Source organism: Actinomadura sp. NPDC048021, from assembly GCF_040653135.1.
GTDB lineage: Bacteria > Actinomycetota > Actinomycetes > Streptosporangiales > Streptosporangiaceae > Spirillospora > Spirillospora verrucosospora.
Genome location: NZ_JBEZJQ010000018.1, coordinates 116,146 through 139,204 on the forward strand (window position 1 = coordinate 116,146; position 23,059 = coordinate 139,204).

Here is a 23,059-nt window from a genome sequence, read left to right on the forward strand (position 1 = left end):
GTCCGCAGCAGTCCCAGGAGAGGTGATCGACGATGAGGACCCCCGCCCGCTGGAGGCTCGGCGCCGTGACGGCCGTCGGGCTGGGCGCGCTCGTGACCGGATCGCTGCCGGGCGGTGCGGCGCGGGCGCAGGAGGCGGACGCCGCCCTGACCTACGCGTGCCGCCTGCCGTCCGGGACGTCGCGGGAGGTCGGCGTCCGGGTGCGGGGCGCGTTCCCCGCGACGGGAACGGCCGGACGACCCGTGCGGCCGGGCCGGGTCACGGTCGCGGTGACGATCCCGAAGGCCGCGGTGCCCGAGGTGAGCGCGCTCGGCGGCGCCTCCGTCGCCGGGACCGCGGAGCTCGGCGTGTCCGTGCGGCAGGACGGCCGGTCCGCCCCGGCGGCCTGGCCGGGACTCGCCACGCCCGCCACCCCGGTCGCGGACGGCGCCGACCTGGTCCTGGCGGCGTCCGGGGACGTCCCGCCGGTCACGCCCGCCGGGACCGGCGACCTCACGTTCACCGCCGGGGACCTGACGCTGGAGCTGGGCCCGCGCGACGCCCACGGCGGCGTCCCCGAGGACGCGAAACCGGCGATCACCATCGGGTGCGAGCCGACGGCGGAGCACGTCCTCGCCACGGTGCCCGTCCCCGCAGGCGAGGCCCCGGCGACGCCCGCTCCGCCGAAGACCGCGCCGCCTAAGACAGGGAAGCGGGCCGCCGCGGCGCCCGGCGAGACCCCGGCCGAGTGCGGGAGGTTCACCGGGCCCACCGACGACTGGTACCCCGGCTGCGTCTACCTGTCGGGGTTCTCCAACGTCGCCAAGCTCAAGGGCGCCGCGATCCTGAACGACCCGGAGTTCGGCCGCCCCGCCCTCACCAATGTCGTCTACGCGCTCACCGACACCGGCGCCTCGGTGCGGCAGCGGTTCGTCTCGCCGCTGCGGTCGCGGTCGACGTTCCTGACCTTCGGGTTCATGCCGACGACCGCGACGATGGAGATGACGCAGCGTCCCCTCGGGCCGGGCGAGGACTACGGGACGTTCGAGGCCGTCAGCGACATGCAGACCGGCGTCCAGTCCGTCAGCGCCCACATGCGGATGTCCATCCGCATCTCGGACGTCTCCGTCAACGGGACGCCGCTGGACGTCGGCGGGAACTGCCGCACCGCCGCCGACGCCGACATCGTCCTCAAGGGCGAGATGACCAGCGTCCTGGAAGGCGGGATGCTCGACGGCTCGTTCCGCATCCCGCGCTTCACCGGCTGCGGGGCCGGCGAGGACCTCGGCCCGCTGTTCGACGGCGCCGTCTCCGGCCCGGGGAACCTGCTCCGCGTCACCCTGGGCGCCACCTGCATCCCGGACGCCGACATCAGCTGCCCGCCGGTCGTCCCCGCCCCCGCGCGCACCGCCCCGCGCCCCGCCGGCTGAACGACGTGCCCGCCCACCGCAACGCCTGCTCACCGAACCACGGAGGAACGCCGTGACCACCACCCGACCGAAGGACCAGTGGCGCCGCTGGATCGCCGAGAACCTGCTGCTCGGCAACCCCCCGGAGGTGATCCGCGCGGCGCTGGAGAGCAACGGGTTCACCGAGGAGGAGGCCGCCCGGGAGGTGGCCGGCGCGCTGGCGAGCCCGTACGTGCTGGGCGCGACCCGCGTCGCCAACCGGCTCCGCAAGCGCGAGTGGACGCTGACCGTCTACGGGCGGCTCGCCCGGATGCGCGCGGACGGCGGCGAGATCGTCCGGAGGGAGCGCCTCTCCCGGGACGAGTTCTTCGAGGAGTACTACTTCCAGAACCGCCCCGTCATCATCACCGGAATGCTCAAGTCGTGGCCCGCGCTCACGAAGTGGGACTTCGACTACCTGCGCGCGACGTGCGGCGGCAACGAGGTCGAGGTGCAGTTCGGCCGCGAGTCCGACGAGAACTACGAGATCAACGGGCCGCGGCACAAGCGGCTCATGCCGTTCCGCGAGTACGTCGACATGGTCGAGGCGGCCGGGACGACCAACGACTTCTACATGACGGCCAACAACGCGTCCCGAAACCAGCGGGCGCTGGACGTCCTGTGGGACGACATCGACCCGGTCTCCGAGTACCTGGACGGCGGCGAGGTCAAGGGCCGCAGTTTCTTCTGGCTCGGCCCGCCCGGCACGAAGACGCCCTATCACCACGACCTGACCAACAACTTCATGGCGCAGGTGATGGGCCGCAAGAGGGTCAGGATGGTGCCGATGCACGACACCGCCCACGTCTACAACACCCTGCACTGCTACTCGGAGGTCGACGGGAGCGACGTCGACTACGACAGGTTCCCGGCCATGCGCAGGGCTCAGGTGCTGGAGTGCACGCTCGCCCCCGGTGAGCTGCTGTTCATCCCGATCGGGTGGTGGCACTACGTCGAGGGCCTCGACGCCACGATCACGATGAGCTTCACCAACTTCCTGAAAGACAACGACTTCGCCTCCGACTACACCACCTACCAGCACCTCTGATCCGTTCGCGCCGGTGATTCGAGCACCGGATGACAAAATGCGGAAACGCTGTCGTCCGGTGGTCTGACGCTGCCCTCGAAAAGCTCGAAAAATGTCAGATCATGCTCAAGTGGCCGCACTTTTTAGAAGCCGTTGAACGGTGAGCGTGAACGCCTTTGATTTTGTCAGTCGACCGCGAAGACCCGGGTGCCGGCGGCCGGTAATTTACCGCCTCGAAACGTACGGGAAATCTGGTTCCGGACGAAAGGCAGAAAGTTGGACGACAAGCTCGGTACGCGCAAGCGGCGCACGGCCAAGGGCCTCGCGACCGCGGCCATCGGGGGCCTCGGCCTCTCCCTGCTCGGCGTCGTCGGCGCCGGCCCCGCCCTGGCGGACCCGATCCACCAGACGCTGAACTTCCACTGCGTCTTCCCGCTGATCGGCAACCAGCCGCTCACGGTCGACATCGACAGCGACTTCCCGTCCAGCATCAAGGTCGGGGAGCTGTCGCCGCCCTTCCACATCAAGTCGACGGCGCACATCACCGGCACCATCACCAACGGCCTGCGCGCGGTGAAGGCCGTCACGCTGGAGGGCACGGCCTCCGCCGACTCGGTCGTGTCGGTGCCCGAGGACCCGAACCTGCCGGTCGCGACGGACGTCGTCATCAACAAGGTCGACATCCCGCAGCAGGCCGGGGCGACCTGGGACCTGGTCGCCGAGGGCGACGCGCCGCAGCTGGTGTTCAGCCAGACCGGCGAAGGCAAGATCACGATCGTCGGGCTGACGCAGCACATCAACCCGAAGAAGGCCGACGGCACCGAGGTCTGGGCCGGCGGCAAGGACGTGACCTGCACCAAGGACCCGGGCCAGGACGAGCCGTTCGCCCACTTCACCATCACCGACGGCGGCACCCCCACGCCGACGCCCACCCCGACCCCGACGCCCACCCCCACTCCCACGCCGACCCCCACTCCCACGCCCACCCCGACGCCCACCCCCACTCCCACGCCGACTCCGACCCCCACTCCCACCCCGACCCCCACGCCCACTCCCACGCCGACCCCGACCCCCACCGGCGGTGAGCACTACGACTTCACCCTCTCCGGTGAGACGTTCGTGAAGGCGCCGAACGGCAAGGCGCCCCTGACCGGCTCCGTCGGCGCCGACCTGAACCTGGACACCGGCGCCGTCACCGCGGACCTGAAGCTCGCCCCGACCAAGGGCAACTTCCAGATCCTCGGCTTCCTGCCGGTGACCGCCGACATCGGCCTCGTCACGCAGGGCCCGACCACCGGCCTCTACAAGGACGGCCAGCTCACGACCAACAGCAAGGTCATCACCAAGCTGTCGTCGTTCAACGTGTTCGGCGCCATCCCGATCGGCGGCGGTGAGAACTGCCAGACCACCGAGCCCTCCGACATCCGGCTCCAGTCGCCCGCGGGCGAGTTCTTCGACCCGGGCGTCGGCGGCAAGATCAGCGGACGGTACGCGCTCTCGTCGATCGACCAGTGCGGGCCGCTGACCGGCATCCTCAACCTCTTCACCGCCGGTGACGGCAACACCATCGACCTGACCCTCACGCCCAAGGCGTGACGGCGGCGGTGAGCTGACGGTCAACCAGGGCGGGCCCCCGCCGCCGCGCCGCGAACGCGGCGTGCCGCGGACGCGGCGCAGCCGGACACGGCGGGGGCCCCTCCCAGACGAGGCGAGGTCGACAGGTGACGAAGAAGAAGAGAACGGGCGCCGCGCTGGCCCTGGCCGCCGCCCTGCTGGCGTCGGGCCTCGCCGGCGCGGGCCCCGCCGCGGCGGGCCCGGCCACCCTCGGGCTCGACTACCACTGCACGTTCCCGCTCCTCGGGCCCCAGCCGGTGCACGTGGAGCTCAGCGCGAACGTCCCCGCCCGGGTCGAGGTCGGCGAGGTCATGCCGGGCATCACCGTCGACTCGGTCTCGACGGTGAGCGCGGAGTCCGCGCGTGGCCTGCGGGCCCTGTACGCGACGACCCTGCAGGGCCACGCGCTGGCCGACGCGACGCTGACCGTCCCCGAGACGCCGGACGGCCTGCCCGTCGAGGTCGACTCCGCGCTGGACGGGACGCCCATCCCGGCGTCCGGCGGCTTCACCGTGAAGGGGCGCGGCGCGGCGCCCGACCTGACGTTCACGAAGGCCGGGCCCGGCAAGGTCACCGTGGGGAACCTCGTCCTGACCCTGACCCCGCGGACGGACGACGGCGGCGCCTCCGGGCTCGGCACGTTCGAGTCCGAGTGCACGCAGGACCCGGGGCAGGACGCCGTCCTCGCCTCCTTCGAGATCGTGGACGAGGACGGCGGCCCGGGGGCCGCGCCGTACTCCTACACGCTCCAGGGCTCTTCCACGATCAGGGCGTCCGGCGGGACGATCCCGCTGACCGGCGCCCTCGACGCGAAGATCGACGGCGGCACGGTCACCGGCGGCCTCACGCTGGACCCGTCCAAGGCCCGGTTCCAGATGCTCGGCTTCCTGCCCGTGACGGCCGACGTCGTGTTCGCCGCCGAGGGCGGGACGACCGGGACCTACAGGGACGGCGTCCTCACCACCGTCTCGAAGGTGACCGCGCGCTTCCCCGCGTTCACGGTGTTCGGCTTCCTGCCCGTCGGAGGCGGCGAGGCGTGCCGGACGTCCCGTCCGTCCGGCCTCACGCTGACCTCCGCCGCCGGGTTCGACCCGAAGGCGGGCGGCGCGCTGACCGGCGCCTACGAGCTGCCGCCGATCGACGGCTGCGGCCCCCTCACCGGCGTGCTCGGCTCCTCCCTCGCCGGCCCCGGCAACGCGGTCACCGTGACGCTCACCCCGAAGAAGACGAGCTAGGAGCAGGCGATGCCGAACCACCACCACCGGCGAGCGGCGCTCCTCGCCCTGGCCGCCGCGCTGCTGGCCGCGCTCTGCGCCGTCCCCGCGTCCTCCGCGCCCGCCTCGGCGGCCCCGGCGACCGAGCCCGGCCCCGCCGGGGACGCCTTCTACACCCCGCCCTCGCCGCTGCCGTCCGGCTCCCCGGGCGACGTCATCCGGGCGCGCCCGGCCAAGGCGGGCCCGCCGGCCGCGCGCTCCCTCGCAAACGCCTGGCAGGTCATGTACCTGTCGACCGGCGCGCTCGGCAAGCCCGTCGCCGTCACCGGGATCGTCCTCGTGCCGAAGAAGGCGGACCCGGCGAAGGCGCCGATCGTGGGGTTCGGTCCCGGCACCAGCGGCCCGGCGTTCCGCTGCGCGCCGTCCAGGTTCATCGACCAGGGCGCCTTCTACGAGCAGGCGGCGCTGAACGAGATGCTCGGGAAGGGCTACGCGGTCGCCGTCACCGACTACGAGGGCTACCACGAGAACCCGGCGACCACCTACGTGGTCGACTCCATGGGCTACTCCGTCATCGACGCGGTCCGCGCGGCGCAGCGGCTCCCCGAGTCGGGCCTGGCGAAGGACGCGCGGGTCGCTTTCCGCGGCTACTCGCAGGGCGGCGCGGCCGCGATGTGGGCGGGGCAGAAGCAGCCGGAGTACGCGCCGGAGCTGAAGCTCGCGGGCGTCGTCGGCGGCGGCGTGCCGTCCGACCTGGCCGCCGTGGGCCTGCCGCTGGAGGGCCGGGACCCGTTCGGCTTCCTCCTCTACTCGATGGTCGGCATGGACCACGCCTACCCGGAGCTGGACCTCGCGTCCTACCTCAACGACGCGGGCCGCGCCATGGTCGACGGCCTTGAGGGCGGCGCCTGCACGCTGGAGCTGCTGCTCGACTACAAGGGCAAGACGATCCCCGACTACTTCACCACCAGCCCGTTCGCGACCGAGGCGTGGCTGGACCGCGTCGCGGAGAACCAGCTGGGCGGCGAGCCCGTGAAGGTCCCCGTCTTCCAGTACCACTCGGTCTCCGACGAGATCGTCGCGTACGGGCAGGCCAAGCAGCTCCGGGACGACTACTGCAAGCTCGGCGTCCCCGTCACCTGGAAGACGTGGGACGGCGTCAGCCACATCACCCTCGTCTACCGCGGCAACGACGACGCGATGGCGTTCCTGGCCGACCGGTTCGCCGGGAAGCCCGCCGCCTCCAACTGCTGACCCCGACCCCGCGACCGCCGGCACGGTCACCCACCCCCGAGAAGGAGACAACCATGGTTCGGCGATCCGTCGCCCTCGCGGCGCTGGCCTCGGTGGCAGCCCTGTCCGCGGCCGGATGCGGCTCGGAGAAGAAGGACGGCCCCGAGGTCGCCTGGGCGGGCAGGGCCTGCGGCGTCCTCACCCAGAGCGCCCCGATGCGGGCGCCGAAGCTGGACAGCGCGAGCGTGCTGAAGTCCAAGGCGTCGCTCGTCCAGCTCCTCGACGGCATCTCCGACCGGATGCGGACGCTGGAGACGAGGCTGTCCGGGCTCGGCGCGCCGCCCGTCGACAACGGCGAGGCCGTGTTCTCCACCACGATGAACAACCTCACCCGCACGCACTCGACCGTCACGACCGCGTCCAAGAACCTCAAGCGGGCGAACGTGACCGACAAGCGGTCGCTGCAACGGGCCGTCGACCAGATGGGCAAGGCGTTCGGGCAGTACAGCGGCTACCAGGGGCCCGAGCAGGACCTGCGGAAGAACCCGCAGCTGGCCGCGGCGTTCGCCAAGGCGCCGGCGTGCAAGAGATGACGCCGCGTCAGGACCCGGGGGCTCCGGCGGCCTTCACGCAGGCAGGAGCCGCCGGATGACGGCGCCCCTGGCCACGTATCCGCTGAGCGCGCTGCGCGAGGCGGGCCGGATGTTCGCGCTCGGCGCCACCGTGTCCGGCATGGCGTTCCGGCGGCCCTTCCAGGTCCGCGAGTTCGTCGAGCAGTTCTGGTTCATCGCCAGCGTGACGATCCTGCCGACGGCGCTCGTGTCGATCCCGTTCGGCGCGGTGACGTCGCTGCAGGTCGGCTCCCTCACCCAGCAGTTCGGCGCGCAGTCGTTCACCGGCGCCGCCAGCGTCCTGGTGGTGATCCAGCAGGCCAGCCCGATGATCGTGGCGCTGCTGGTGTCGGGGGTGGCGGGCTCGACGATCTGCGCGGACATCGGCGCCCGGACGATCCGCGAGGAGCTGGACGCGATGGAGGTGCTCGGCGTCTCGCCCGTCCAGCGGCTCGTCGTCCCGCGCGTCCTCGCGTGCGTCGCCGTCGCCTTCCTGCTGAACGGGCTCGTCTCGGTCGTCGGCGTCGCGGGCGGCTACTACTTCAACGTCATGATGCAGGGCGGGACGCCCGGCGCGTACGTCGCGAGCTTCTCCGCCCTCGCCCAGCTCCCCGACCTCTACGTCGGCGAGGCGAAGGCGCTGCTGTTCGGCTTCGTCGCCGGGATCGTCGCGGCCCACCGGGGCCTGAACCCGAGGGGCGGCCCGAAGGGCGTCGGCGACGTGGTGAACCAGTCGGTCGTCATCACGTTCCTGCTGCTGTTCCTGCTCAACCTCGTGATCACCGGGATCTACCTCCAGGTCGTCCCGCCGAAGGGAGGCTGAGCGATGGCCGTGATCGGAGCGGGCCCCGCCGGGTGGTTCGCGTGGCTGGACCGGCCCGGCGACCAGGGCGTCTTCTACGTCCGGGCGCTGCTGTGGACGCCGCGCGCCGTCCACCGCTACCGCAGGGAGGTGCAGCGGCTGCTCTCCGAGGTCGCGTTCGGCAGCGGCGGCCTCGGCGTGATCGGCGGGACGATCGGCGTGATGGTCGCGATGACCCTCGCGACCGGCGTCGTCGTCGGCATGCAGGGCTACTCGGCCCTCCAGCAGATCGGGACCTCGGCGTTCACCGGGTTCGCGTCCGCCTACATCAACACCCGCGAGATCGCCCCGGTGGTGTCGGGCCTGGCGCTGTCGGCGACGGTCGGCGCGGGGTTCACCGCGCAGCTCGGCGCCATGCGCATCAGCGACGAGGTGGACGCCCTGGAGGTCATGGGCATCCCGTCGCTGCCGTACCTGGTGACGACGCGGATCGTCGCGGGCGCCGTCGCGATCGTCCCGCTGTACGCCATCGGCCTGCTGTGCGCCTACCTGGCGTCCCGGGAGGTCACGGTGGTGGTCAACGGGCAGTCGGCGGGCACCTACGACCACTACTTCCGGCTGTTCCTGGCGCCGGCGGACGTCGTCCTGTCGTTCCTCAAGGTGCTGGTGTTCAGCGTCCTGGTGATCCTGTCGCACTGCTACTACGGCTACCGCGCGGCCGGGGGACCGGCCGGGGTGGGGCGCGCCGTCGGCCGCGCGGTCCGCACGTCCATCGTCCTGATCAGCGTCAGCGACTTCTTCTTCAGCCTCGCGCTCTGGGGCGCCGGCACGACGGTGAAGGTGGCCGGGTGAACGCCCGCGGCGGGGTCCTCGGCCGGCGGCTCGCGGGGGTGGCGTTCCTGCTGGTGCCGGTGCTGCTGGTCTGGCTGTCGGTCGCCGTCTACGGCAAGAAGTTCACCGACGTCGCCTGGGTGACGCTGCGGACGGCGAGCGCGGGCAGCGAGATGCGCCCGCACGCGGACGTGAAGCTGCGCGGCGTGGTCGTCGGCGAGGTCCGCGAGATCTCCTCGGACGGCGGCGTCGCGACGCTCCGGCTGGCGATCCGGCCGGACAAGGTGCGGCTGCTGCCGCGCAACGTGTCGGCCCAGCTCCTGCCGACGACGCTGTTCGGAGCGCGGTTCGTCGCGCTCGTCCCGCCCGCGCGGCCGTCCCCCGAACGGCTCACCGGCGGGAGCGTCATCAGCCAGGACCGGTCGGCGAACGCGATCGAGCTCCAGCAGGTGATGGACACCCTGTACCCGCTGCTCACGGCCGTGCGGCCGGCGGAGCTGGCGGCGACGCTCACCGCCGTGTCCCAGGCGCTGGACGGCCGCGGCGCCGACCTCGGCCGGACGATCGCCGAGCTGGACTCCTACCTCAAGAAGATCAACCCGAGCGTGCCGGCCCTCAACCGCGACCTCAGGCTGCTCGTCGAGGTGAGCCGCGACTACACCGAGGCCGCGCCCGACATCCTCCAGGCCCTCCACGACTTCGCCTCCACGAGCCGGTCGCTGGTCGAGCAGCGCGACGACCTCGCGCGGCTGTACGCGTCGGTCACGGACGCCTCCCAGGACCTGGCCCACTTCCTGCACGAGAACTCCGGCAACGTCATCCGGCTGTCGGCGGCGAGCCGCCCGACGCTCGAACTGCTGAGCAGGTACTCGCCCGAGTACCCGTGCACGCTGCGGATGCTGACCGACTTCGTCCCCGTGATGGACAGGGTGCTCGGCAAGGGCACCGACCGGCCCGGCCTGCATGTGGACGTCACGACGCTGCCGTCCAAGGGCCGCTACGTCCCGGGCAGGGACCGTCCGCGCTACACCGACAAGGGCGGCCCGCACTGCTATCCGGTGGGCGGGACCGCCGTCCCGAAGTCGGCGCCGGTCGATGCGGCGACGCCCGTCGCGGTGGCGCCGGGCGCGCTCGGCCTGCCGAACTCGCCCGAGGAGAACCGCCTCGTCAACGAGCTGCTCGCCCCCGGGCTCCAGGAGGTTCCGGAGGCGCTGCCCGACTGGAGCAGCGTCCTCGTCGGGCCCGTCTACCGGGGCACGGAGGTGAGGCTCAAGTGAACCGGACGGCGCGAGGGAACCGGGGCCTGGCGAAGCCGCTGGTCAAGTCGCTGGCCTTCGTCGTGGTGACCGTGGTGGCGACCGCGATGCTCGCCCTCAGCATCACCGGGTCCGGCGGCGGCGACGCCGTCACCTACCGGGCGCGCTTCACCGACGCGTCCGGGCTCCGCGAGGGCGACGGCGTCCGGATCGCGGGCGTCGAGGTCGGCCGGATCGGCGGCATCGAGGTCGTGGACCGCCGCGTCGCGCTGGTCTCGTTCTCCGTCGAGCGCGGGCGCCGGCTGCCCGCCTCGTCCACCGCCACGATCAAGTACCTGAACCTGATCGGGCAGCGGTACGTCGAGCTGGGACGGGGCGCCGGGACCGGCGGGACGCTGCGGCCCGGCGCCACCATCCCCGTCGAGCGGACGGCGCCCGCACTGAACCTGACGCAGCTGTTCAACGGGTTCCAGCCGCTGTTCCAGGCACTGTCGCCGCAGGACGTGAACCGGCTCGCCGGGTCGATCGTTCAGGTGCTCCAGGGCGAGGGCGGGACGGTCGAGGGGCTGCTGTCGGCGGTCGGGTCGCTGACGCGCGGAATCGCCGACAAGGACCAGGTCATCGGGCAGGTCGTCGACAACCTGAACGCCGTCCTCGACACGGTCAACGCGCGCGGCGACCACCTCGGGAACCTGGTCGGGACGCTGCGGAGGCTCGTGTCCGGGCTGGCCGCCGACCGCACGTCGATCGGCGCGGCGATCGGCGCGCTGGACGACCTCGCGAGCACCGCCGCCGGCCTGCTGCGCGACGGCCGCGAACCGCTCAGGCGAGACATCGCCCAGCTCGGGCGGCTGTCGCGGAACCTGTCGGACGACTCCCCGAAGGTCGAGTCGTTCCTGCGGCTGCTGCCGGTGAAGATGACCGCGATCGGGCGCATCGCCTCCTACGGGTCGTGGATGAACCTCTACCTCTGCCAGGCCGACCTCGGCGGCGCCGCCTACCGGCAGTACCCGGGCGAGGAGCATCCGCCGCCCACCGGTGTCCCGCTCACGGCCGAAAGGTGCGGCGCATGACGAACAGACGGCACGCCGAAGGCCGGCGGCCTCGGCTGCGGCCCGTCCGGGAGCGGAACCCGGTCGCCGTCGCGGTCGTGTCGCTCACGCTGATCAGCGCGCTGGTCCTGCTGGCGTTCAACGCCGGGGACCTGCCGGTGATCGGCGGCGGCACCCGCTACACCGCCGAGTTCGGCGAGGCCGCCGGGCTGCGTCCCGGCAACGAGGTCCGCGTCGCGGGGGTGAAGGTCGGCGAGGTCACCGGGGTCCGGCTGGACGGCGCGAAGGTCGCCGTCGCGTTCCGGGTGCGCCGCGCCTGGATCGGGGACGCCAGCACCGCCGCCATCGCGATCAAGACGCTGCTCGGCGACAAGTTCCTCGCCCTCGACCCGCTCGGCGCCCGCCCGCAGGACCCGGGCCGCCGCATCCCCCTCGACCGCACGACCTCCCCCTACGACGTGACCAGGGCGTTCGAGGATCTCGCCGGGACGACCGGCCGGATCGACTCCGCCCGGCTCGCCGCGAGCCTCGACGCGATCTCCACGACGTTCGCGGGGACGGCGCCGAGCGTCCGCAGGGCGCTGGACGGCGTCTCCGCGCTGTCGAAGTCGATCTCGTCGCGGGACGCCGAGCTCGCGCGGCTGCTGGCGGGCGCCCGGCAGGTCACCGGGACGATGGCGGGCCAGAGCGCGAACGTCGAGGCGCTGCTGCGCGACGGGAACCTGCTGCTCGGTGAGATCCGGCGCCGCCGCGAGGCGATCCACGCGCTGCTCACCGGCACCCAGGCGCTGGCGGAGCAGCTCACCGGGCTCGTCGACGACAACCAGCGGCAGCTCGATCCGACGCTCCGATCGCTCGGCCGCGTCACGGACCTGCTGCGCAGGAACCAGGACGACCTCGACAGGGCGCTGAGGACGGCCGGCCCCTACACGCGGCTCCTCGGCAACACGCTCGGCAACGGGCGCTGGATGGACGGCTACCTGTGCGGGCTCGTCCCGAAGGAGTACGGGGCGAAGGCACCGGATCACGGGTGCATGCCACCCGGGAAGGGAGGTGGGTGATGCTGCGCCGCCTGAGAATGCCGCTGGTCGCCGCCGGTCTCGCGGTGGTCGTCGCCGCCGTCGTGCCGGTCGCCCTGCGCGACCCGGGCGGGACCCGGATCACCGTGTACTTCGAGACCGCCGTCGGCGTCTACCAGGGCTCCGACGTACGGATCCTCGGCGTGAAGGTCGGCACTGTCGACTCCGTCCGCGCCGAGGGGACCCGGGTCAGGACGGTCATGACCGTCGACCGGGGGGTGGACGTCCCGGCCGGGGCGAAGGCCGTGGCGGTGGCGCCGAGCCTGGTCGCCGACCGGTACGTCCAGCTCACTCCCGCCTACACGTCCGGCCCGAAGATGGCGCCCGGGACGGTGATCCCGGTCGAGCGGACCGCCACGCCGATGGAGCTGGACGCGATCTACGACAGCATCCGCAAGCTGGCCGGCGACCTCGGGCCCCAGGGCCTGAACAAGGACGGCGCGCTGTCGCGGCTCCTCGAAACGGGCGCGGCGAACCTGAGCGGCAACGGGCGCGACATCCGCACGACCACCGAGCGGATGGCGCAGGCGGCCAGGACGCTGTCCGGCTCGCAGAAGGACCTGTTCGCGACGATCCGCGGCCTCCAGACGTTCACGACGACGCTGAAGACGAACGACGGGCAGGTCAGGGAGGCGGAGCGGCAGCTCGCCGACGTCTCCGGCTTCCTCGCCGACGACCGCGAGGAACTGGACGCCGCGCTGCGGGCGCTGGCCCAGGCGCTCGCCCGGGTCAAGGCGTTCGTGCACGACAACCGGCGGCAGATCGCCGGGAACGTCGCGAAGCTCGCCGACATCACGCGGCTGCTGGTGAAGCAGCGCCGGTCGCTGGCGGAGGCCCTGGACGTCCAGCCGCTCAACGCGACCAACGTCCTCAACGCCTACGACCCGGCGACGCGGTCGCTGATGGGGCGGCAGAACCTCGGCGAGCTGGCCCCGCCCCTTCCCGCGGCCGGTCCCCGGAAGGCGGCGCCATGATCCAGAACGCCCTCATCCGAAACGCCGTGGGGACGGCCCTCGCCTGCACCGCCCTCGGCGGCTGCGGCTTCTCCGGCGCCGCGGACCTCCCGCTGCCCGGCGGCGCCGACCTCGGCGACCACCCGTACACGGTGCGGGCGCGGTTCGCGAACGTGCTGAACCTCGTCCCGCAGTCGGCGGTGAAGGTCAACGACGTCGCGGTCGGGCGGGTGGTGAAGGTGACGCTGCCCCGGGACGGCTGGGCGGCCGAGGTCACCATGAAGGTCGACGGCGACGTCCGGCTCCCCGCGGACGCCCGCGCCGAACTGCGCCAGTCGAGCCTGCTGGGGGAGAAGTTCGTGCAGCTCGGCGCGGGCCCACCGGGCGGGACCCCGCCCGGCGCGGGGGTGGGCGCGCTGGCGGACGGCGCGGTCATCCCGGAGTCCCGGACGAACCGGAACCCCGAGGTCGAGGAGGTCTTCGGCGCGCTGTCGATGCTGCTGAACGGCGGCGGCATCGCCCAGCTCCGGACGATCACCGTCGAGTTGAACCGGGCGCTCGGCGGCAACGAACCGCGGGTCCGGTCGCTGCTGGAGCAGGCCCGCACGCTCGCCGGCGCCCTGGACGCGAACAGGCAGGGCATCACCGACGCCATCGACGGCCTGAACCGGCTGTCGGCCACGCTGCGCGGCCGCGGGGACCAGATCGGCGTCGCCCTCGACGACATCGAACCCGGCCTCGCGGTGCTGGCCGAGCAGCGCGGGGCGCTCGTCCGGATGCTGCGCTCGCTGGACGACCTGTCGCGCGCGGCGGTCACCACCGTCCGGCGGAGCAGGGACGACATGATCGCCGACCTGCGCGCCCTCGAACCGACGCTGCGCAGGCTCTCCGACGCCGGCCGGGACCTGCCGAACGCGCTGCAGGTCCTGGCGACGTACCCGTTCACCGACGCCGTCCTGCCCGCGGTGAAGGGCGACTACCTGAACGTGTACCTCCAGATCACGGCCCGCCCGGGGACCCGGATCGTCCCGCCGGTCAAGCCCGCCGAGGGGGACTGATGCCGACCGCGTCCGCCAGGGTCAAGAACCTCGTGTTCCTCGTCGCCGGCCTGCTCGCGGTGGGCTACGTCGGCCTCACCTACGCCGGCCTCGGCGGGTACGTCGGCTACCGCGACCACTACGTCGTGCGGGCCGACCTCGCCGAGGCGGGCGGCCTCGCGGAGAACGCCGACGTCACCTACCGGGGCACCTCGGTCGGGCGGGTCGGCGCGCTGCGCCTGACCGGCGACGGCGTGCTCGCCGACCTGAAGATCAAGAAGTCGGCGCCGCGGATCCCCGCGCGCACGCGGGCCGTCGTCGCGAACCGCTCGGCGATCGGCGAGCAGTACATCGACCTGCGCCCGGACACCGGCGCCGGACCGTACCTGGCGGCGGGCTCGGTGATCCCGCGCTCGTCCACGGCGACCCCCGCGCCGGTGACGGACCTGCTCACCAGCGTGAACGCGCTCGCCACGTCCGTCCCGACCGAGGCGTTGCGGACGGTCGTCGGGGAGCTGGGCCAGGCGTTCGCCGGGCAGGGTCCCGACCTCCAGGCCCTCCTGGACGGCACACGGTCGCTGACCCGCGCCGCGAACGAGAACGCCGGGCCGACCACCTCGCTCATCGGCGACGGCGAGACCGTCCTGCGCACCCAGAACCAGGAGGCCGCGTCGCTGAAGGCGTTCGGCCGCAACGCGCGGCTCCTCTCCGAGCAGCTCCGCGAGTCCGACCCGGCCTTCCGCAGGCTGGTGTCGACCGCGCCGGGAGCGGCGGGCGAGTTCCGGGCGCTGGTGCGCGACCTCGACCCGTCCCTCAGCGTCCTGGTCGCGAACCTGTTGACCACGGCCGATCTGCTGGAACCCCGGGCCGACGGCCTGGAGCAGCTCCTGGTCAAGGCGCCCGCGGCGGTCTCCGCCGGCATGTCGGCCGCCCAGGGCGGCAGGCTCCGCTTCGGGATGGTCACGACGTTCTTCGACCCTCCGGACTGCACGAGCGGCTACGGCGGCACGAAGTACCGCAACGGCCTCGACACCTCGCCCGGCCCGGCGCTCAACACGGCCGCCCGCTGCGCCTCGCCGCCGTCCAGCGGCGTGAACGTGCGCGGCGCGGGCAACGCACCGCGACGTCCCGTCCCGGCCCCGGCGCGGGCGGGGTCGGTGCTCTCCGCCGGTTCGCCCGCGCTGCCGGGGGCGCTCGCCCTGCCCGGCGTCGAAGACGGCCCCACCGGCATGGGCGGCCTGCTCGGCGTCGAGGGGGCGGGCGAATGACCGCGACCGCACAGGATGCCCGGGGGCGCGGCCGGCGCCTCGCCGGGTGGGCGGCGATCGCGGCGGCCGCCGCGTTCCTCGCCTGGTCGGGCTGGACGGTGTGGCACGACGAACCGGACGCCCGGAGCGGGCCCGAACGCGCGCGGGACGTCGTGCTGCGGAGCGCGCGCGAGCAGATCGCCGCGCTCAACTCGATGGACCCCGCGCGGGCGGACGCGGGGCTGCGCGCCTGGCGGGACGCCTCCACCGGCCCGCTGCACGACCAGCTCGCCCGGGACGAACCGCGGAACCGCACCAGGATCGGCCGGTCCCGGACCACCGCCGCGGCCACCGTCACCGGCGCCGCCGTCACCTCGCTCGACGTCCGGGCGGGGAAGGCGAAGGTCATCGCGTCCGTGCAGGTGAAGCTGGCCTCGCAGGGCGGCGCGCCCACGTTGCAGCGCAAGCGTTTCGAGGCCGGGACGGTCCGCACGCCGTCCGGCTGGAGGCTCGAATCGCTCACCGCGATCCCGGTCGGTGCGCGATGAGGCGGCTGCCCAGGCTCCGCGGGCCGTTCGCGGTCGCGCTCGCGCTCGCCGTGCTCGCGCCGGCCCTCCGTCTCGCCGCCGGGCCGGCACGGGACCACGGGCTGGCGGGGGGCGGGCGGACTCCCCGCGACACCGCCATCCTGGACGACGTGGCCACGACCGAGGTGCTCGGGGACGTGTCCACGGCCCTCGCCCGGGTGTTCAGCTACGCGCCGGACGACCTCGCCGCCACCGAGCGGGCCGCGGGAACGGAGCTGTCCGGCCGGGCGCTGGACGAGTACCGGCGGCTCTTCGCGCAGGTCAGGCGGCAGGCCCCGGCCCAGCGCGTCACGCTCGCCACCCGCGTCGTGCGCGCCGGGGTCGTCTCGCTGACCGGCGACACCGCCCGGCTCCTGGTCTTCCTCGACCAGACCGCCACGCGCGCCGGCGGGCCGGACGGGACGCCCGCCGCCGCGCAGCTCGCGGTGACCGCGCACCGCGACCGCGGCCACTGGACGATCACCGCTCTCACCTCGGTCTGAGGGGGGCTCGCATGGCAGACGGAACCCTGCGGGGGACAGACGACACCTCGCGACGGACGGCGACGGCGCTGCTCGTCCTCGCCGCGCTGTTCGCCGCCTGGGCCGGCCGGTCCTGGTACTCGGCCGCGCACGACGGCGCCCGCGCGTACTCCCGCGCGCGCGACGACGTCCTGGAGGCGGGGGAGCAGGGCGTCCAGAACCTCAACACCCTCGACTACCGCTCCCTCGGGCCCGGCCTGAGGACCTGGCAGGACTCCACCACCGGCGACCTGCACCGGCAGATCGCGCAGGGCCGTCCGGCCTTCGAGCGGGAGGTCGCGAAGGCGCGGACGATCACCAGGGCCCGCATCCTGGACGCCGCCGTCGCCGAACTGGACGAGCGGTCCGGCAGGGCCCGGATGCTGGTCGCCGTCGAGATCACCGTGACCCCGCCGGACGGCGACCCGGCCGTCCGGCAGAGCCGCCTCGTCGGCGAGCTGACCAGGACGTCCGGCGGCTGGAAGCTCAGCGGGCTGGGCCAGGCTCCGGCGGAGGGATCCTGACATGGCGGAGCTCGGCCGCACGGCTCTGCGGGCCGCCCGGCTCGTGCGGAACACCGCCTGGGTCGTGCGGAACACCGCGTGGTGGCGGGCCCGCGCGTCCTCGCCCATCGCTCTCGGCCTCGCCGCCGTCCTGCTCGCCGCCTTCGGCGTGTGGGCGCTCCGGCAGGCCGGCGGCCTGCGGGACGACCCGTCCGCCCGCAACGCCGCCCTCACCGACGGCGCCGCGACCAGCGAGGTCAAGGGCGCCGTCGCCGACATGATCGGCAAGGTGTTCTCCTACGACTACGCCGCCCCCGGCCGGACGTCGCAGGCGGCACGCGCGTCCCTCGCCGGCGACGCCGTCCGCCAGTACGAGGCGATCTTCGGGAAGGTCCGCGAGGACGCCCCGAAGGCGAGGACCGTGCTCAGCACCCGCGTCACCGACAGCGCCGTCACCACCCTGACCGGCGACCGCGCCGCCGTCCTCGTCTTCGCCGACCAGCGGACCACCCGCACCGCCGACGGCGAGAGCACCCACGCGCCCGCCATGCTCACCGTCACCGCCGCCCGCCGCGACGGCCACTGGAAGATCACCGCACTCGACGCCTTCACCGCCGGCTGAGCGGGCTTTGTCGCTCCACTGACAAAAGCCGCCGTGAATCGTTGCGATGCGTGCATGGTGCGCGCACGCTCCGGAGGAGCACACTCGGCCCCTTCGTTCCCCCGACGAAGGCGGTGTGTGATGCCCGACGGCTTCGATTTCGACGTGATCGTGGTGGGCTCCGGGTTCGGCGGCAGCGTGTCGGCCCTGCGGCTGGCGGAGAAGGGCTACCGGGTCGCGGTGGTCGAGGCGGGGCGCCGCTTCGACGAGGGCACGCTGCCCAAGACGTCGTGGCGGCTGCGCAAGTACGTGTGGGCGCCGCGCCTCGGGATGCGGGGGATCCAGCGCGTCCACCTGGTGGGCGGAAAGGCCGGTGTCCTCGTGCTGGCCGGGGCGGGCGTCGGCGGCGGCTCCCTCGTCTACGCGAACACCCTCTACGTCCCGCCGGAACCGTTCTTCAAGGACCGCCAGTGGGGCCACATCACCGACTGGCAGGACGAGCTCGCGCCGTTCTACGACCTGGCCCGCCGCATGCTCGGCGTCACGGTGAACCCGCTCGTCACGCCCGCCGACGAGGCGATGAAGCGCGTCGCCGAGCGGATGGGCGTCGGCGACACCCACCACCCGACGCCGGTCGGCGTGTTCTTCGGCGAGAGGCCCGGCGAGGATGCCGCCGACCCCTACTTCGGCGGCGCGGGCCCCCGCCGCACCACCTGCACCGGCTGCGGCTCCTGCATGATCGGCTGCAAGGTCGGCGCGAAGAACACGCTGACCAAGAACTACCTGTACCTGGCGGAGAAGGCGGGCGTGCGAGTCGTCCCCGACACCACCGTCACCGCCCTGGCGCCCCGGGAGTCCGGCGGGTACGAGGTGACCGCCGAGCGCACCGGCCCGTTCCGCGGGCGCCGCCGGACGCTGACCGCCGAGCACGTCGTCCTCGCCGCCGGGACGTACGGGACGCAGCGCCTCCTGCACCGCATGCGCGCCGCCGGCCGTCTCCCGCACCTGTCGCCGCGCCTCGGCGAGCTCACCCGCACCAACTCCGAGGCGCTCCTCGGCGTCGAGCGCATGACCGTCTGGCACCGCGCGAAGGACGTGGACCACAGCACGGGCCTCGCCATCACCTCGTCGTTCCACCCGGACGACAAGACCCACATCGAACCCACCCGCTACGGCGCGGGCAACAACGCCATGGGCGTCATCCGGACCCTGCTGGTGGACGGGGACGGCGCGCCCCGCTGGCTGAAGTTCCTCGGCCAGGCCGCCCGGCACCCGACCGTCATCCTGCGCGGCCTGTCCCTCAGGGACTGGGCCAAGCGGACCGTCATCGCGCTGGTCATGCAGACCGCCGACAACTCCATCACCATCGGCGAGGAGCGCGGCCGCCTCGGCCGCCGCAGGCTCGTCGCGCGCCAGGGCGACGGGGAGCCCAACCCCACCTGGATCCCCGTCGCGCACAGGGCCGTCCGGATGCTCGCCGAGGAACTCGACGCCACCCCCGGCGGGACGTGGTTCGACCTGTTCAACATCCCGACGACCGCGCACTTCATCGGCGGCTGCGTCATCGGCGAGACGCCCGAGACCGGCGTCGTCGACCCGTACCACCGCGTCCACGGCCATCCGGGCCTGCACATCGTGGACGGCTCGGCGGTCACCGCGAACCTCGGCGTCAACCCGTCCCTCACCATCACGGCCCAGGCCGAGCGCGCCATGGCGTTCTGGCCGAACCGGGGCCAGAAGGACCCCCGTCCGGAGCCCGGCCGCCCCTACGAGCGCGTCGACCGCGTCCTGCCCGGGAAGCCCGCCGTCCCGCCCACGGCCCCCGCCGCGCTCCGATGACGCCTTGCCATAGTCAGATGATCGATATATAACGATCACATGCCCAAATCCATGCAGGAGCCGACGTTCCTGATCCTCACCGCGCTCGCGGACGGCCCGCAGCACGGCTACGGGATCATGTCCGACGTCGAGCAGATCTCCGCCGGGCGCGCCCGGCTGCGCGCCGGCACGCTCTACGCCGCGCTGGACCGGCTGCAGGCGGAGGGGCTCATCGCCCCCGACCGCGAGGAGGTCGTGGACGGCCGGCTGCGCCGCTACTACCGGCTCACCGAGGACGGCGCCGCCGCGCTGAGCGCCGAGGTCGAGGCGCTCCAGCACCGGACGCGGGTCGCCGCCCGCCGCCTGGCCGCCTTCCCGGACCTGCGCGGCGGCACCACCCCGGCCTTCGGGGGGCTCCGGTGAGCGCGCTCGAACTCCGCTACCGCCGCCTCCTCGCCTGCTACCCGGCCGGACATCGCGCCGAGCACGGGGAGGAGATGCTGGACGTGCTGATGTCCGCGGCCCGCCCGGGGCAGACGCGGCCGTCCTTCGCCGACACCGCCGACCTGCTCCTCGGCGCCGTCCGCATCCGGCTGCGCCGCGCCACGGGCGACGCCACCGGATCGCCGTGGCCGGGAGCGCTCGCCGTCGCCGGCCTCGTCGCGATGATCATGCTGGTGGCCGACGGGGTGCGGTTCGCCGTCAACGTCCCGCACCTGGGCATGGTGTTCGCGGAGCGGGTGGGCGAGGGCGGCTGGCCCATGCTCGCCTCCTACGTCGGCACCGCGCCCTACTGGGCGGCCTGGGCGGTCATCGCGGCCCTGGCCTGGCGCGGAGCCCGCCGCCCCGCCACCGTGGCCGCCTGTGCGGTGACCGCCGCGCAGCTGCTCCTCGCGTTGTGGGCCGCGACCTTCACGGAGGCCCCGTACGCCCCCGTGGCGTCCTCGGTGGCGGGCATCCCGTTGGCGCTCGCCCTGCTGGCCACCGCGTCGCTGGTCGCGTCGCCGGGCCCCCGCCACGGCGCCCGCCGGCTCGGCCGCGCCCGTGTCGCCGGTTTGGCCGCCATGGCGGGGGTTCTGGTGGCGCTCTCGTCGCACCCCCTGTTCGCCCTCGTGTTCCAGGGAGACCTCGGCCAGGTGGGCACGCGCGACATCGACCGGTTGGTCACCTTCTCCCAGAAATGGGGCTACGTCCAGTTCGTCGCCGCGCTGGCCATCGGCGTCCTCGTCTGCGCCGACCTGGCGAGGTCCCGCCAGGGGCGCCGGGCCGCCGCACTGCTGGCGATCGCGGGGCTGCCGCTCCTCGTCCGCGTGGGCCTGTTCCACATGGGCTCGTCCGGAGAGCCCCAGGCCCTCACCCATCTCCTCGCCGAGGGCCTGGCCGGCTTCGCCGTGACGATGGTGTGCGTCCGGCTGGCGGAACTGCCCTTGAAGACCGGCGCGCCCGGCCGCGCCGGCGAGGCCTGACGCCCGCCGGGCTACTCCTCGGGGCCGGGCTCCTCGGGTTCGGCCGGCGGCTCCTCCACGGCGCGGCGGGTCGCCTGGTGGACGCGGACGGCCAGGATCGCGCGGGCGAACCGTCCGGCCAGCTCGCCGTCCATCAGCTCGGGGACCTGGTCGACGCCGACCAGGCCTCCGGGCTGGACGGTGACCGCGCCCGTGTCGCCGACCCGCACGCCGCGGCCGTCGTCGAGGTCCTCCATGGACGGGAGGTCGAGCGCGGCGCGCAGGGTGTCCTGCAGCGCCCGCACGGTCGCGGCGTCGCGGTCGATGCGGATCTCGGCGGCGTCCGCGCGCTCCTCGGCCCGGTCGGCCCGCGCCCGCTCGCCGTCGATCCGGGCGTCGGCCGCGTCGGCGAGCTGCTCGGCGCGCTCGGCCCGCGCGGCCAGGTCCGCGGCCCGCTCCGTCGCGGCGTCGCGTTCCACGCTCAGCCCCGCGACCTCGCCCTGCACGACGCTCAGCTCCGCGCGCAGCCGCCGCTCGGTGTCGGCCGCGGCCTCCAGCTTGGCGCGCGCCTCCGCCAGTTCGGCCCGCACGTCCGACAACTCGGCCCGTACGTCGGCGAGGTCGCTCTTGGCCGCGGCCAGCGCGAGCTGGTCGTTGCTCAGCCGCGCGGCCAGGTCGTCGCGCTCGCGCTCGGCCTCGGTGCGCGCCTGGTGCTCGGTGCTCCACGCCGCCTCGGCGCGCTTGCGGATCCCCTCGGCGTGTGCGGCCTCGTTGGCGGACGTGGCGCGGGCCTGCTGGTGGGCGCCGGCCTCCCGCCACGCGTTGGCCTCGCTCTCCTGCGCGGCCGTGACGCTGGCCTTGGCGGCGGCGAGCCCGGCGGCCAGCTCCTCCTGGGCCGCCACGGCGTCCAGGCGGGCCGCCTCCGCGCGGGCCTCGGCCTCGGCCGCGCGGGCGTCCGCCTCGGCGGCCTCGCGCCGCGCGTCCCGCGCCTCGGCGAACGCCTTCTCCGCGGTGCCCAGCACGTCGCGGACCTCGCCGTCCAGCCGCACGCCCAGCACGCCCGCGCTCTCGACGAGCTGCGCGACCAGCCCGGCCAGCCGCTCCACGTCCCGCCCGAACGCGCCCGCCGGCGCGGGAACGGGGCTCGGGGCGCGCTCGGCCGGCTCGTCCGCGGCCACCGGCGCGCCGCCCGGCAACCGGATCGGCGCGGTCAGCACGCCGTCGTCCGGGACCTCTTGATCTTCGCGCACGCGAGCATCCTAGTGAACCACTCCGTTTCGTACCTCCCCCGCGAAAAGGTTCATATCGGTCAGCCGGGGAGGCCCCGCTCGTAGGCGGCCGCGACCGCCGGCGCGCGGTCCCGGCCAGGGGTGGGGGCACAAAGATCTTCAAGCCCGGGAGCCGCCGGTATCGGCAGGCTGGCCGCACGCGGGTGCCGAGAGGCCCCACGCTTCATACCCGTCATGTACGTCAGCAGGGGGTTCCCCATGTCCGTTCTCAACGCTCTCGGCGCGGTCATCATCGACTGCTCCGACCACACCGCGCTGGCCGAGTTCTACCGGAAGGCCACCGGCTGGGAGGTCGGCTACGGCGACGACGACGTCGTCTACCTCGACAGCGGGTCCGCGCCGCAGCTGGCGCTCCAGCGGATCGAGGGGTACCGGCCCCCGGTCTGGCCCGGCGCCGCCAAGCACGCGCACCTGGACTTCGCCGTCGCGGACGTCGAGGTCGCGGTGAAGGAACTGCTCGCCCTCGGCGCGACCCGCCCCGACACCCAGCCCGGCGGCGACGAGTGGACCGTGCTCCTGGACCCGGAGGGCCACCCCTTCTGCATCGCCGCCGGCGACTGACCGGCGGGGTCGCTAGGCAGGCCGGGGGGACGTGCGGTCGGCGGCGACGATGGCGTCGACCAGGCCCGGGAAGACCTCGTCGATCTCGTCGCTCCGGAGGGCGTTCATCCGGGAGGTGCCGACGTAGTACTGCCGGATGAGCCCCGCCTCGCGCAGGATCCGGAAGTGGTGCGTGGCCGTGGAGTTGCTCACGGGCAGGTCGAAGGCGCCGCAGCGGATGTCCCCGGCGGCCTCGCGGAGCTTCGTGACGATGCTCCGCCGCACGGGGTCGACCAGGGCTTCGAGGATCTGCTGAAGCGGGATCGTCCGGACGTCGGGGTGCGCCGGGATGCGGTCGTCCTCCATGGCGCCCATAGTACGACACCCATCAAA

The 23,059-nt window shown here is 73.7% G+C and carries 24 protein-coding genes; 22 read left to right on the forward strand and 2 right to left on the reverse strand.

From position 1 onward, the window contains the following. Nucleotides 1-32: 32 nt before the first annotated feature. The 21 genes from AB0C87_RS27745 (at nt 33) to AB0C87_RS27845 (ending at nt 20,858) form a co-directional block, all read left to right on the forward strand. Nucleotides 33-1,409: a DUF6801 domain-containing protein gene (locus tag AB0C87_RS27745; RefSeq protein WP_360580241.1), complete on the forward strand. Its 1,377-nt coding sequence runs from the start codon at nt 33-35 to the stop codon at nt 1,407-1,409. A 52-nt stretch (nt 1,410-1,461) separates the two neighbouring features. Continuing rightward, nucleotides 1,462-2,475, forward strand: a complete 1,014-nt coding sequence (locus AB0C87_RS27750; RefSeq protein WP_345170931.1) for a cupin-like domain-containing protein — start codon at nt 1,462-1,464, stop codon at nt 2,473-2,475. A 255-nt stretch (nt 2,476-2,730) separates the two neighbouring features. Continuing rightward, nucleotides 2,731-4,050 (forward strand): DUF6801 domain-containing protein, encoded by a 1,320-nt coding sequence (locus tag AB0C87_RS27755; protein ID WP_360580243.1) that lies wholly within the window; start codon nt 2,731-2,733, stop codon nt 4,048-4,050. A 125-nt stretch (nt 4,051-4,175) separates the two neighbouring features. Continuing rightward, on the forward strand, nt 4,176-5,303 hold the full coding sequence (locus AB0C87_RS27760; protein WP_360580245.1) for a DUF6801 domain-containing protein: 1,128 nt from the start codon (nt 4,176-4,178) through the stop codon (nt 5,301-5,303). A gap of 9 nt (nt 5,304-5,312) precedes the next feature. Beyond that, nucleotides 5,313-6,536 carry a lipase family protein gene (locus tag AB0C87_RS27765; protein ID WP_360580247.1) on the forward strand — a complete coding sequence of 408 codons (1,224 nt, stop codon included), beginning with the start codon at nt 5,313-5,315 and terminating at the stop codon, nt 6,534-6,536. Between the two features lie 53 nt (nt 6,537-6,589). Then, nucleotides 6,590-7,108, forward strand: a complete 519-nt coding sequence (locus AB0C87_RS27770; protein ID WP_345177899.1) for a hypothetical protein — start codon at nt 6,590-6,592, stop codon at nt 7,106-7,108. A gap of 55 nt (nt 7,109-7,163) precedes the next feature. Continuing rightward, nucleotides 7,164-7,949 carry an ABC transporter permease gene (locus tag AB0C87_RS27775; protein ID WP_353831991.1) on the forward strand — a complete coding sequence of 262 codons (786 nt, stop codon included), beginning with the start codon at nt 7,164-7,166 and terminating at the stop codon, nt 7,947-7,949. A gap of 3 nt (nt 7,950-7,952) precedes the next feature. Then, nucleotides 7,953-8,780: an ABC transporter permease gene (locus tag AB0C87_RS27780; RefSeq protein WP_360580249.1), complete on the forward strand. Its 828-nt coding sequence runs from the start codon at nt 7,953-7,955 to the stop codon at nt 8,778-8,780. Further along, entirely contained in the window at nt 8,777-10,036 is a 1,260-nt protein-coding gene (locus tag AB0C87_RS27785) for an MCE family protein (protein ID WP_360580251.1), read from the forward strand. The genes AB0C87_RS27780 and AB0C87_RS27785 overlap by 4 nt, the downstream gene beginning before the upstream one ends. Then, nucleotides 10,033-11,088, forward strand: coding sequence for an MCE family protein (locus AB0C87_RS27790; RefSeq protein ID WP_360580253.1), 1,056 nt, complete (start codon nt 10,033-10,035; stop codon nt 11,086-11,088). The genes AB0C87_RS27785 and AB0C87_RS27790 overlap by 4 nt, the downstream gene beginning before the upstream one ends. Further along, nucleotides 11,085-12,128 carry an MCE family protein gene (locus AB0C87_RS27795; protein ID WP_360580255.1) on the forward strand — a complete coding sequence of 348 codons (1,044 nt, stop codon included), beginning with the start codon at nt 11,085-11,087 and terminating at the stop codon, nt 12,126-12,128. The genes AB0C87_RS27790 and AB0C87_RS27795 overlap by 4 nt, the downstream gene beginning before the upstream one ends. After that, a complete protein-coding gene (locus tag AB0C87_RS27800; RefSeq protein ID WP_360580257.1) occupies nt 12,128-13,120 on the forward strand; it encodes an MCE family protein in 993 nt (330 codons plus the stop codon). Before AB0C87_RS27795 ends, AB0C87_RS27800 begins: the two co-directional genes overlap by 1 nt. Continuing rightward, on the forward strand, nt 13,117-14,157 hold the full coding sequence (locus tag AB0C87_RS27805) for an MCE family protein (RefSeq protein WP_360580259.1): 1,041 nt from the start codon (nt 13,117-13,119) through the stop codon (nt 14,155-14,157). Before AB0C87_RS27800 ends, AB0C87_RS27805 begins: the two co-directional genes overlap by 4 nt. After that, nucleotides 14,157-15,404, forward strand: coding sequence for an MlaD family protein (locus tag AB0C87_RS27810; RefSeq protein WP_360580260.1), 1,248 nt, complete (start codon nt 14,157-14,159; stop codon nt 15,402-15,404). Before AB0C87_RS27805 ends, AB0C87_RS27810 begins: the two co-directional genes overlap by 1 nt. Beyond that, entirely contained in the window at nt 15,401-15,931 is a 531-nt protein-coding gene (locus tag AB0C87_RS27815) for a hypothetical protein (protein ID WP_360580262.1), read from the forward strand. The genes AB0C87_RS27810 and AB0C87_RS27815 overlap by 4 nt, the downstream gene beginning before the upstream one ends. Then, on the forward strand, nt 15,928-16,452 hold the full coding sequence (locus AB0C87_RS27820) for a hypothetical protein (protein ID WP_360580264.1): 525 nt from the start codon (nt 15,928-15,930) through the stop codon (nt 16,450-16,452). The genes AB0C87_RS27815 and AB0C87_RS27820 overlap by 4 nt, the downstream gene beginning before the upstream one ends. An 11-nt stretch (nt 16,453-16,463) precedes the next feature. Further along, a complete protein-coding gene (locus AB0C87_RS27825) occupies nt 16,464-16,994 on the forward strand; it encodes a hypothetical protein (protein WP_360580265.1) in 531 nt (176 codons plus the stop codon). A gap of 1 nt (nt 16,995) precedes the next feature. Beyond that, nucleotides 16,996-17,595 carry a hypothetical protein gene (locus tag AB0C87_RS27830; RefSeq protein WP_360580267.1) on the forward strand — a complete coding sequence of 200 codons (600 nt, stop codon included), beginning with the start codon at nt 16,996-16,998 and terminating at the stop codon, nt 17,593-17,595. 120 nt (nt 17,596-17,715) lie between these two features. Then, a complete protein-coding gene (locus AB0C87_RS27835; protein WP_360580268.1) occupies nt 17,716-19,413 on the forward strand; it encodes a GMC family oxidoreductase in 1,698 nt (565 codons plus the stop codon). A gap of 39 nt (nt 19,414-19,452) precedes the next feature. After that, nucleotides 19,453-19,815, forward strand: a complete 363-nt coding sequence (locus tag AB0C87_RS27840; protein ID WP_353831981.1) for a helix-turn-helix transcriptional regulator — start codon at nt 19,453-19,455, stop codon at nt 19,813-19,815. Next, nucleotides 19,812-20,858: a hypothetical protein gene (locus tag AB0C87_RS27845; protein ID WP_360580271.1), complete on the forward strand. Its 1,047-nt coding sequence runs from the start codon at nt 19,812-19,814 to the stop codon at nt 20,856-20,858. Before AB0C87_RS27840 ends, AB0C87_RS27845 begins: the two co-directional genes overlap by 4 nt. Nucleotides 20,859-20,869: 11 nt before the next feature. Here AB0C87_RS27845 and AB0C87_RS27850 read toward each other — a convergent pair whose 3' ends face one another. After that, on the reverse strand, nt 20,870-22,087 hold the full coding sequence (locus tag AB0C87_RS27850) for a hypothetical protein (RefSeq protein WP_345177928.1): 1,218 nt from the start codon (nt 22,085-22,087) through the stop codon (nt 20,870-20,872). 237 nt (nt 22,088-22,324) lie between these two features. On the opposite strand from AB0C87_RS27850, the gene AB0C87_RS27855 reads away from it, so the two are divergent. Beyond that, nucleotides 22,325-22,687, forward strand: coding sequence for a VOC family protein (locus AB0C87_RS27855; protein ID WP_345177930.1), 363 nt, complete (start codon nt 22,325-22,327; stop codon nt 22,685-22,687). A gap of 12 nt (nt 22,688-22,699) precedes the next feature. Here AB0C87_RS27855 and AB0C87_RS27860 read toward each other — a convergent pair whose 3' ends face one another. Further along, nucleotides 22,700-23,032, reverse strand: a complete 333-nt coding sequence (locus AB0C87_RS27860; RefSeq protein ID WP_353831978.1) for an ArsR family transcriptional regulator — start codon at nt 23,030-23,032, stop codon at nt 22,700-22,702. Between the last annotated feature and the right edge of the window lie 27 nt (nt 23,033-23,059).

Coding starts and splice junctions, on each gene's coding strand:
- AB0C87_RS27745 (WP_360580241.1), top strand. CDS start 33: ATGAGGACCCCCGCCCGCTGGAGGCTCGGCGCCGTGACGGCCGTCGGG.
- AB0C87_RS27765 (WP_360580247.1), top strand. CDS start 5,313: ATGCCGAACCACCACCACCGGCGAGCGGCGCTCCTCGCCCTGGCCGCC.
- AB0C87_RS27770 (WP_345177899.1), top strand. CDS start 6,590: ATGGTTCGGCGATCCGTCGCCCTCGCGGCGCTGGCCTCGGTGGCAGCC.
- AB0C87_RS27775 (WP_353831991.1), top strand. CDS start 7,164: ATGACGGCGCCCCTGGCCACGTATCCGCTGAGCGCGCTGCGCGAGGCG.
- AB0C87_RS27780 (WP_360580249.1), top strand. CDS start 7,953: ATGGCCGTGATCGGAGCGGGCCCCGCCGGGTGGTTCGCGTGGCTGGAC.
- AB0C87_RS27795 (WP_360580255.1), top strand. CDS start 11,085: ATGACGAACAGACGGCACGCCGAAGGCCGGCGGCCTCGGCTGCGGCCC.
- AB0C87_RS27800 (WP_360580257.1), top strand. CDS start 12,128: ATGCTGCGCCGCCTGAGAATGCCGCTGGTCGCCGCCGGTCTCGCGGTG.
- AB0C87_RS27805 (WP_360580259.1), top strand. CDS start 13,117: ATGATCCAGAACGCCCTCATCCGAAACGCCGTGGGGACGGCCCTCGCC.
- AB0C87_RS27810 (WP_360580260.1), top strand. CDS start 14,157: ATGCCGACCGCGTCCGCCAGGGTCAAGAACCTCGTGTTCCTCGTCGCC.
- AB0C87_RS27815 (WP_360580262.1), top strand. CDS start 15,401: ATGACCGCGACCGCACAGGATGCCCGGGGGCGCGGCCGGCGCCTCGCC.
- AB0C87_RS27820 (WP_360580264.1), top strand. CDS start 15,928: ATGAGGCGGCTGCCCAGGCTCCGCGGGCCGTTCGCGGTCGCGCTCGCG.
- AB0C87_RS27825 (WP_360580265.1), top strand. CDS start 16,464: ATGGCAGACGGAACCCTGCGGGGGACAGACGACACCTCGCGACGGACG.
- AB0C87_RS27830 (WP_360580267.1), top strand. CDS start 16,996: ATGGCGGAGCTCGGCCGCACGGCTCTGCGGGCCGCCCGGCTCGTGCGG.
- AB0C87_RS27835 (WP_360580268.1), top strand. CDS start 17,716: ATGCCCGACGGCTTCGATTTCGACGTGATCGTGGTGGGCTCCGGGTTC.
- AB0C87_RS27840 (WP_353831981.1), top strand. CDS start 19,453: ATGCCCAAATCCATGCAGGAGCCGACGTTCCTGATCCTCACCGCGCTC.
- AB0C87_RS27855 (WP_345177930.1), top strand. CDS start 22,325: ATGTCCGTTCTCAACGCTCTCGGCGCGGTCATCATCGACTGCTCCGAC.
- AB0C87_RS27860 (WP_353831978.1), bottom strand. CDS start 23,032: ATGGAGGACGACCGCATCCCGGCGCACCCCGACGTCCGGACGATCCCG.